Annotated in this window: 10 protein-coding genes and 1 pseudogene; all 11 read left to right on the top strand. The window is 55.5% G+C overall.

Annotation, left to right across the window (positions count from 1 at the left end):
• Positions 1-135: 135 nt before the first annotated feature.
• Positions 136-630 (top strand): DUF192 domain-containing protein, encoded by a 495-nt coding sequence (locus ACWVCN_RS03410; protein ID WP_455244108.1) that lies wholly within the window; start codon positions 136-138, stop codon positions 628-630.
• 50 nt (positions 631-680) lie between these two features.
• Positions 681-1,004 (top strand): Rieske (2Fe-2S) protein, encoded by a 324-nt coding sequence (locus ACWVCN_RS03405; protein ID WP_455244107.1) that lies wholly within the window; start codon positions 681-683, stop codon positions 1,002-1,004.
• A gap of 42 nt (positions 1,005-1,046) precedes the next feature.
• Positions 1,047-1,391, top strand: coding sequence for a protease inhibitor I42 family protein (locus ACWVCN_RS03400; protein ID WP_455244106.1), 345 nt, complete (start codon positions 1,047-1,049; stop codon positions 1,389-1,391).
• 2 nt (positions 1,392-1,393) lie between these two features.
• A complete protein-coding gene (gene dat, locus ACWVCN_RS03395) occupies positions 1,394-2,233 on the top strand; it encodes a D-amino-acid transaminase (RefSeq protein WP_455244105.1) in 840 nt (279 codons plus the stop codon).
• Between the two features lie 121 nt (positions 2,234-2,354).
• A complete protein-coding gene (locus ACWVCN_RS03390; RefSeq protein ID WP_455244104.1) occupies positions 2,355-2,831 on the top strand; it encodes a hypothetical protein in 477 nt (158 codons plus the stop codon).
• Between the two features lie 31 nt (positions 2,832-2,862).
• Positions 2,863-4,014: a transcription termination factor NusA gene (gene nusA / locus ACWVCN_RS03385; RefSeq protein ID WP_455242788.1), complete on the top strand. Its 1,152-nt coding sequence runs from the start codon at positions 2,863-2,865 to the stop codon at positions 4,012-4,014.
• Positions 4,015-4,049: 35 nt separating this feature from the next.
• Positions 4,050-6,560: pseudogene (gene infB, locus ACWVCN_RS03380) on the top strand (translation initiation factor IF-2); the annotation flags it as partial.
• A 19-nt stretch (positions 6,561-6,579) separates the two neighbouring features.
• Entirely contained in the window at positions 6,580-6,867 is a 288-nt protein-coding gene (locus tag ACWVCN_RS03375) for a DUF503 domain-containing protein (RefSeq protein ID WP_455244103.1), read from the top strand.
• 47 nt (positions 6,868-6,914) lie between these two features.
• A complete protein-coding gene (gene rbfA, locus ACWVCN_RS03370) occupies positions 6,915-7,334 on the top strand; it encodes a 30S ribosome-binding factor RbfA (RefSeq protein WP_455244102.1) in 420 nt (139 codons plus the stop codon).
• A complete protein-coding gene (truB, locus tag ACWVCN_RS03365) occupies positions 7,334-8,287 on the top strand; it encodes a tRNA pseudouridine(55) synthase TruB (protein ID WP_455244101.1) in 954 nt (317 codons plus the stop codon). Before rbfA ends, truB begins: the two co-directional genes overlap by 1 nt.
• 38 nt (positions 8,288-8,325) lie before the next feature.
• A partial coding sequence (locus ACWVCN_RS03360) for a 30S ribosomal protein S15 (protein ID WP_455244109.1) occupies positions 8,326-8,432 on the top strand: 107 nt, incomplete at its 3' end.

Genomic DNA, 8,432 nt, shown 5'->3' with positions numbered 1-8,432 from the left:
CGCGACGTGGTCGTCATTCTAGTCCGCCGCTCTTTTCCAAGTCAACAGAACGGCGTTTGCTCAGAAGGCCTAGAACCCCTGTAATGATGGGCCATTGGGCCCAGGCTCCCTTCGTAATCTAGAAAGCAAATTGTTATGGCCGAAATCCAGTCAGCAGACCGGGAGCAAAAGAAAAAACGGATCATCATGATGATCCTGCTGGCCGTCCTCTTGATGAGTGTTTCCATGTTTCTGGTTGAGAGGAAGGAATCGAGCGTCATTGTGGTGACGTTTCCCAACGGGACGCAGTTGGATGCAGAAGTGGCGGATACGCCCGAAAAGCTCCTTTTCGGATTGGCATTCCAGGAGGCATTGCCCCCCGGCGGAGGAATGATCTATATCTTCGAAGCGACGGGAACCAATCATTTCTGGACGAAGGCCTATCAATTTCCCATCGACGTGATCTGGATCGATGAAAGCCACCACGTGGTCCAAGTCATGGAGAACGTTCAGCCCTGTGGACAGGACCCTTGCCCTGAATATCGTTCCGAGTCCAGTTCAGTCCGATATGCCATTCAGACTGCCGCGGGGTTCATCAAGGAGCAAGGCGTTACGGTTGGGGACGAGTTGAAATATACGCTTCGTATGTGACCGTGAGACTGCCGTATGTTGCGAGGGTGGAGAAACGAAAGGACAAGGGTGTGACAATCGAAGGATTTCAACCAGTAGCTCGAGTCGAGGACGTACCTCCCGGCCAATCCAAAGTCGTGAAGGTAAACAATCGAGCGATTGCCCTATTCAATGTGGACGGGAAGTTTTTTGCCGTTCACGATCTCTGTCCTCACGAAGGCGGGCCTCTGCATGAAGGAAGAGTGAAGGGGTTTGTGGTTTCCTGTCCCTGGCACGACCTTGCGTTCGACATCAGGAACGGCCAGGGGACCGATGGTGGAGGATACTGTGTTGGGAGTTATGAAGTTCGTGTCGAAGGAGGAGAGATCCTCGTCGGACCGCGCCGGAAGATGTGATTCAGAAAGACTTAGGCCAAGATTCGATTCGAGGTGTCAGAGATGAGCGGATCAGAAGCAGGCGCAAAACCGTCCGGGATGGCCAAAGTCATTGAAGCTGTTCTTGAACGGCCAATATATATTCATTTGTGGGAAGACCGCACCAGGGGGGAGCAGTGGGTTCCTGCATTCGACGGTTCGGAGTTGGCGTTGATGGCTGATGACTATTTAAGGGTGGCGGGAAACAATGCTGTGGACAACGGACGTCGTACCTTCGAATTCAGGGCGATAAAACCCGGTAGCTTCCGGGTTGTGTTTGAAAAGCGAATGGGATGGAAGTTTACCGCTGAGGACCGGCGTGTCTTCCAAATCAACGTGTCGAGCAAGCTATCGGCGGAAACGGAGTAACGGTGCCGGACCTCGCCTATGTCAATGGAAAGTTTTGCCCCTTAGCCGATGCCCTCGTCTCGGTTGAAGATCGTGGGTTTCAGTTCGGTGACGGCGTCTACGAGGTCATCAGAACCTACAACGGCCGACTGTTCGAACTTGACGCGCACCTTGCCCGGTTGGATCAAAGCGCTGGTGCGCTTGATCTAAGACAGCCCTATTCCCGTGAAGTTTGGAGCCAGCACATCTTGGAAGGGATCAGGATGGCCGGTTATCAGAATGCAAAGGTGTATATTCAGGTTACCAGAGGCGCGGCTCCTCGCGACCATGTCTGTTCTCCTGATATCACACCTACCGTTGTCATGACGGTGCGGGAACTCCAACCCTTGAGCCCCTCTGTGCAGGCAAGCGGTGTGGAGGCTATAACGATGGAGGATTTGCGGTGGGGCCGTTGCGATATCAAGAGCCTCAATCTGCTCGCCAATGTCATGGCCCGTCAACAGGCTAGGAAATCACAGGTTTTCGAAGCCATTCTCGTGAAGAACGGAGAGGTGACTGAGGGGGCAGTCAGCAATGTCATGGCAGTTCTGAACGGTGTTGTGACAACTGCGCCGGCAGGACCACGGATTCTTTCCGGAGTCACGAGAAGCGTGGTTCTCGAGCTTGCTCGCAAAGAGGGACTAAAACTCCAAGAGCGTTATATCTCCAGCGAAGAACTGTACCATGCAGACGAAATCTTTTTGACCGGCACGACAGTCGAAGTGCTTGGGGTGGTTCGCGTCGATGGAAGGCCGATAGGGAGCGGGAAGCCGGGGGCGATGACGCAGATGCTTTCAAAGAGGTTCGTTGATAGGATTAGCTAGTCCGCCCCTTGCAATGGGGCAAGTGACATGTTATGGTCCTGATTCTGGAAAGTGGGCTCAGGCCCACTTTTTTGTTTGATTTCATGATAAGAGCTTCAGAGAAACGGGGCTAGGGATGCCGGTGAAGGAATCCCGACCGGTCGTCGACCGCATCAGCGAAGTTGTCACGCCTATCCTCTGGACATTGGGCTTGGAACTGGTCGAGATCGTTTGTGTGGGCCAAGGGCCTCGTTCAGTGGTTCGGGTGTTCATCGACAAACCGGGTGGCGTCACATTGGATGATTGCGAGCGTGCCCACGTTGCCCTCGGGCCGGCTCTGGATGTGGCGGATCCGTTTCCTCATCCGTACACGCTAGAAGTGTCTTCTCCGGGCCTGGATCGGCCCTTCAAACGGATTCAGGATTATCGTCGTGCGATCGGCAAGGTGGTGAGCTTGAAGCTCAGAGAACCTCTTGCCGGACAGTGGCGTGTAGTGGGAACATTGATCGACGTGGTGGACAATGCCGTGACGGTGGCCGTGAAAGAGCCTCCAAATGGAGGCCCGGTAACCCTCGAGATGGGAAGAATTGCCGAGGCGAGATTGGTTGTGAAGTGGTGAGTATCGACAGCGCCGAAGTGGAGAGCGAAACATGAACCGAGAATTAATAGCGGTAATCGACGAGATTGGACGCCAGAAGGGTATCGACAAAAGTAAGGTGATCGGCGCTATTGAAGCGGCTCTGCAAACGGCAGCCAAAAAGCGATTTGGACAGGCTGAAAACATTCAAGTCGAGATTGATCCGAAAACCGGCGAAATCTCCGTCGTCTCAAAGAAAGTCATTGTCGACTCGGTGACGAACCCTAAGGCTGAGATCTCCTTGAAGGAAGCCCGGGCCTACGACAGTGAAGCCGAGGTTGGAGACGAAATCGGATCGCTCATTGAAATGGATGAACTGGGACGCATTGCCGCACAGACCGCCAAACAAGTCATTTTCCAAAAGGTACGCGAAGCGGAGTGGGAAGCGGTCCAAAAAGAATATTCCACAAGGCAGGGTGATCTGGTCAACGGGGTCATTCTGGGAATGGAGCGCCGCAACTACCTGGTGGATTTGGGCAAAACGGAAGCCATCCTGCCGATTCAGGAACAGATTCCCCGTGAGACCTATCGGCGTGGAGACCGCGTAAAGGCCATGCTCTTGGAAGTGCGGCGAACACCCAAGGATGTCCAGGTGATTTTGACGCGCAGTCATCCGCAGTTCGTTGCCAAGCTCTTCGAGTTGGAAGTTCCAGAGGTCATGGAAAAGATCGTGGAGATCAAGGCCGTGGTGCGTGAGCCTGGGGATCGCACCAAGATCGCTGTCACATCTCGCGAGAAGGCCGTCGATCCCGTGGGGGCCTGTGTCGGCATCAAAGGTTCCCGGGTGCAAGCCGTAGTTCGCGAACTTCGTGGCGAAAAGATTGACATCATCACCTGGACGTCCGATCCCCGTGTCTTTATCGCAGAGGCGCTGAATCCGGCCACGATTGAGAAAGTTGGTGTCGATGAGGAGAAGAAATCTGCTCTGGTCGTCGTTGCCGACTCGCAACTATCCTTGGCGATCGGGAAGAATGGACAGAACGTTCGACTGGCCGCCCGGTTGACCGGTTGGAAGATTGATATCATCAGTGCCACGGAATATGAGAAAGAGAAGGCAGAACGGGATAAGGAAATCAAGGCCGCACTCGCCGAAGAAGCCGAGGCGCAGCGGCAGCAAGAAGAAGCTCGGCAGCAGGAACGAGCGCAAGCAGAGGCTGAGGCGTAACGGGTGATCTGATTAGGTGTTGAAGTACTATGCGTGTCTATGAATTAGCCAAGCAGCTTGGGATGGAAAATCGGGATTTGATTCCCGAGTTAAAGCGGTTGGGGATTGTCGTGGCATCTCACAGCAGCACGTTGGAAGAAGCGGCGGTGCAGAAGGCTCTCGAGAAGCTAGGCCCCAAGCAAAAGACGTCGGTCAGGGCTGTTTCGAAAAGTGCTGCCGGTGAGACAAGCACACACCATCCTGCAGGGGCAAAATCCGCCGCGGTTAAGGCTTCGGCGACCGATGAGCCCAAGCCCGATAAACGTAGAATCCTGATCAAGCGCAAACGGACCGACGAGGTTTCACCGGAGGAACCTCTGGCGCCGGTGGGGGCAGAGCCAGCCGTCACTCAAGGTATGGAAGCGACGGCGCCTTCAATAGCCCAGCCGGTACATCCTGCGAGCGAGAGTCCTGCAGCCGGTCCCACCGAAACTCATCCCTCCGCTGGGGTTCAACCGCAGCCGGTCGAAGCCAGAAGTGAGCCGTCAGCTGTGACACCTGCTCCGTCTCCGACGGTCGAAGTGCCTTCCGGGAAAAAGAAGGCAATGGAAGAGCTCCAGGCGGAGAGCCTCAAAGATAAGCTGAAAAAAGTTCGCAAGCCCGGTCGTTCCCGGGATGACGATGAAATACGCATCCGAGAAGATGCGGCACGATGGCAGGACCTTCGTGCGATCCCCGTTCAGCGCCGGGATGATCGATCTAAGCACGTGCATCACAGTACTCCGGCTGAGATCACGAAGCCGCGCAAGAAGAGCGTCAAGCTCACGCTGGGTATGACGGTCAAGGAATTTGCCGAACTCATCGGACAACGTCCGGCCGATATCGTGCGCAAACTCATGGACATGGGGCAGATGTTGACGTTCAATCAGCCGATGCACATCGATGCTGCGTCAATGATCGCCGAGGAAGCGGGAATCAAACTGGATGTGGCTGTTGAAAAGGCCGGGGAAGAGTTGTTGGAGGATATTGTCCAGGCCGAAGGTGAGGCCAACCCTGAGCCCCGTCCCCCCGTTGTCACGATCATGGGCCATGTCGATCATGGGAAGACGTCGTTACTCGACGCGATCCGTGAAACCAAGGTGGCGGAAGGAGAAGCTGGTGGCATTACCCAGCATATCGGCGCATATACGGTCAGCGTTCGCGGTAAGCAGGTAACCTTCCTCGATACCCCGGGACACGAAGCCTTTACAGCTATGCGGGCGCGAGGAGCGAAGGTGACGGACATCGTCATCCTGGTCGTTGCAGCGGACGATGGCGTGATGCCGCAAACGATTGAAGCGATTCACCATGCAAAGGCTGCCGGAGTGCCGCTCATTGTCGCCATTAATAAAATTGACAAACCCGATGCCAATCCGGATCGGGTACGAAATGCCTTGTCGGAACACGGCTTAATCTCCGAAGCGTGGGGTGGCGACACCATCATGGTTGAAGTGTCCGCGAAGCAGAAGACCGGGCTTGATCAGTTGCTCGAAATGATTCTTTTGCAAGCGGAGGTTCTCGAACTTAAGGCGGATCCGAATCAGCTGGCAAAGGGGACGGTGGTCGAGGCAAAACTCGAACGGGGCCGGGGTCCCGTTGCAACGGTGTTGGTGCAGAGCGGGACTCTCCACGTCGGTGATGTATTCGTCGTCGGCGCGTTTAGTGGAAAAGCTCGGGCGCTTATCAGCCATACCGGTGCCAAAGTGCAGGAAGCGGGACCGTCAATTCCCGTCGAAGTGATTGGATTGCCCGGTGTGCCTTCAGCGGGCGATGTGTTTCAAGCGGTTAAGGATGAACGGGTTGCGCGAGAGATCGCCGAAGACCGTGCCAGGAAACAGCGCGCTGCAGAACTCGCAGGTGCGGGGAAGGTGTCCCTCGACGATCTCTTTGCAAAGATTCAGGAAGGTTCGGTCAAAGAGTTGTCGCTCGTCATCAAAGCCGACGTGCAGGGATCTTCTGAAGCGTTGGTTGCGGCGATCGAGAAGCTGCCCTCCGATTCCGTCAAGCTTCGCGTCATCCATAACGGGGTTGGCGGGATTACTGAATCCGATGTACTGCTGGCTGCGGCCTCGAACGCCATCATCATCGGGTTCAACATCAGGCCGGAACCGAAGGCTTCCGCCTTGGCCGAGCGGGAACGAGTGGACATCAGACTCTACACGATCATTTACGACGCGCTGAACGATATTAAAGCGGCGATGGAAGGGTTGCTTGAGCCGACCCTCAAGGAGCGGGTGCTGGGCCGAGCAGAGGTCCGGCAGGTATTCACGGTCTCAAAGGCTGGGACGATCGCCGGGTCCTATGTGGTTGACGGAACAATCACACGTTCCAGCGCCGGTGTTCGAGTGATTCGCGACAATGTGGTCGTGTACCAGGGAAAATTGGGATCGCTTCGGCGCTTCAAAGATGATGTCCGCGAGGTGCAGCAGGGCTATGAATGCGGAATCGGCATTGAGAATTTCAACGATCTGAAGGTCGGCGACGTCATCGAAGTGTTTACCGTCGACAAGATCGCCGCAAAATTATGAGCGTTGAGCTGATCGGATTGTGAGTGTCATCGTCGGCCTCTGTACGATCGAGCTGTTCATCCCAGACAGCCTGTCGTTGAAGGACAAGCGGCAGGTCCTCTTAAGCATGAAGGACCGGCTGCATCAGAAATTCAATTTGTCGGTTGCCGAGGTGGACGGGCATGATTTGTGGCAAAAAACGGTGCTAGCTCTGGCCTGTGTAGCAAACGACGGGCGGCACGTGAATCAAGTATTGGATCAGGCTCTCAATGTAATCCGCGGGAATCCTGCCGTCGAGATTGTGCAATCCCGCGTCGAACTGTTGTAACGGCAGTATGAGGGGCATACCCGACTGGCCGGCCAAAGGGAGTCATTGTGGCCAAGACGGGATACAGCCGGGCCGATCGTGTAGCGGATCAAATTCGCATGGAGGTGGCTGATATCCTCATGCGAAAGATCAAGGACCCTCGGGTCCGCTCAGTGACCGTGACCGATGTTGAGTTGACGAACGATTTACGAATTGCCAGGGTCTTCGTCACGGCCATGGGGACCGATGCTGAGACGAAAGACGTATTTGCAGGATTGGCTAGGGCCAGAGGATTTGTGCGAAGTGAACTGGGACGGCGGTTGACGCTTCGCTATTTGCCGGAGGTCGTGTTCCTGAAGGACGTGAGCGGGCCCAGAGGCGATCGTGTCCTGCAGTTACTGGATGAGATCCATGTCAAGGAAACGGAAGCAGAGCAGAGGGCAGCAAAAGAAAGCGGTACGGAAAATCAGGACAAATCGGTGATGTGATGATGGGAATTGTTCCGGGTTGCGGGGTACTCGACGGCGTCCTGGTCGTCCGGAAGGAGGCCGGATGGACCTCGCACGACGTGGTGGCCAAAGTCCGTCGTCTGTTTGGGGGTGTGAAGGTCGGTCATGCAGGAACATTGGATCCTGCCGCAACGGGGATACTGCCTCTTCTCATCGGAAAAGGAACACGTATCGCAGAGTATTTGATGGAATGGGACAAGGAGTACCGAGCTGTGCTTCGGCTCGGGGAGGCGACCGACACTCAGGATGCTACGGGAACCCTGCTGACTCGACAGGCAACGGATAATCTCACTCGATCGATGCTCGATGAGGCGGTGGCACAGTTTCGCGGCGCCATTCGGCAAGTCCCTCCGATGTATTCGGCCGTGAAGGTGGCTGGTATGCCGCTGTACAAATCTGCTCGTGCCGGGAAGACAGTGGAACGGGTGGCGAGGACAGTTCATGTCCGAGAGCTGGACATTCTCAAGTTCGAAGGGCGGGACGTCACGTTCCGCGTCGTATGTTCAAAGGGAACGTATATCCGGACGCTCTGTGCGGATATCGGTGAGACGCTGGGCGTCGGTGGACATTTGCTTGCCTTGGAACGTCGTCGAGTTGGACCTTTTATGCTCGAACAAGCTCGGACGGTTGAAGAAGTTGTGACCCGTCTCGCGATTGGTCGACTGGGCGAAGACCTGTGGAGTCTCGATCGTGTTCTTGAGGGCTTGCCGGCCATTCACGTCGATGCGACGACGGCGAGCCGTGTTCGCCACGGGGCTCCGGTGCCTCTATCGGGCATTATCCGTTGGGATTTGCCGAGCCATCATGAATCAATGTCAGGAAAGGCAGTCCGCATTCACGATACCGAGGGCCGGTTGCTGGCGGTGGGAAGGTGTCCGTCCGGACCGCACGAGGCAGTGGCGATTGAGAAGATGCTGGTGAGTCAGGAGTGAGTTAAGAGGAAGACAAAGCAGAAAGAGGAGATTGTCCCATGGCGTTATTGAAAGAAGCGAAAACAGAGTTGATCAAACAGTACCGGCAGCATGACACGGACTCCGGCTCTCCGGAAGTTCAGATTGCCGTGCTGACGAACCGCAT

It is taken from the genome of Petrachloros mirabilis, assembly GCF_975968855.1.
Note: the sequence above shows the minus strand (reverse complement) of the source record. Positions and strands in the feature narration are given on the sequence as shown.

Bases quoted from the DNA above. Each gene is read 5' to 3' on its own strand.
- ACWVCN_RS03400 (WP_455244106.1), top strand. From the start codon at position 1,047: ATGAGCGGATCAGAAGCAGGCGCAAAACCGTCCGGGATGGCCAAAGTC.
- nusA (WP_455242788.1), top strand. From the start codon at position 2,863: ATGAACCGAGAATTAATAGCGGTAATCGACGAGATTGGACGCCAGAAG.
- truB (WP_455244101.1), top strand. From the start codon at position 7,334: ATGATGGGAATTGTTCCGGGTTGCGGGGTACTCGACGGCGTCCTGGTC.
- ACWVCN_RS03410 (WP_455244108.1), top strand. From the start codon at position 136: ATGGCCGAAATCCAGTCAGCAGACCGGGAGCAAAAGAAAAAACGGATC.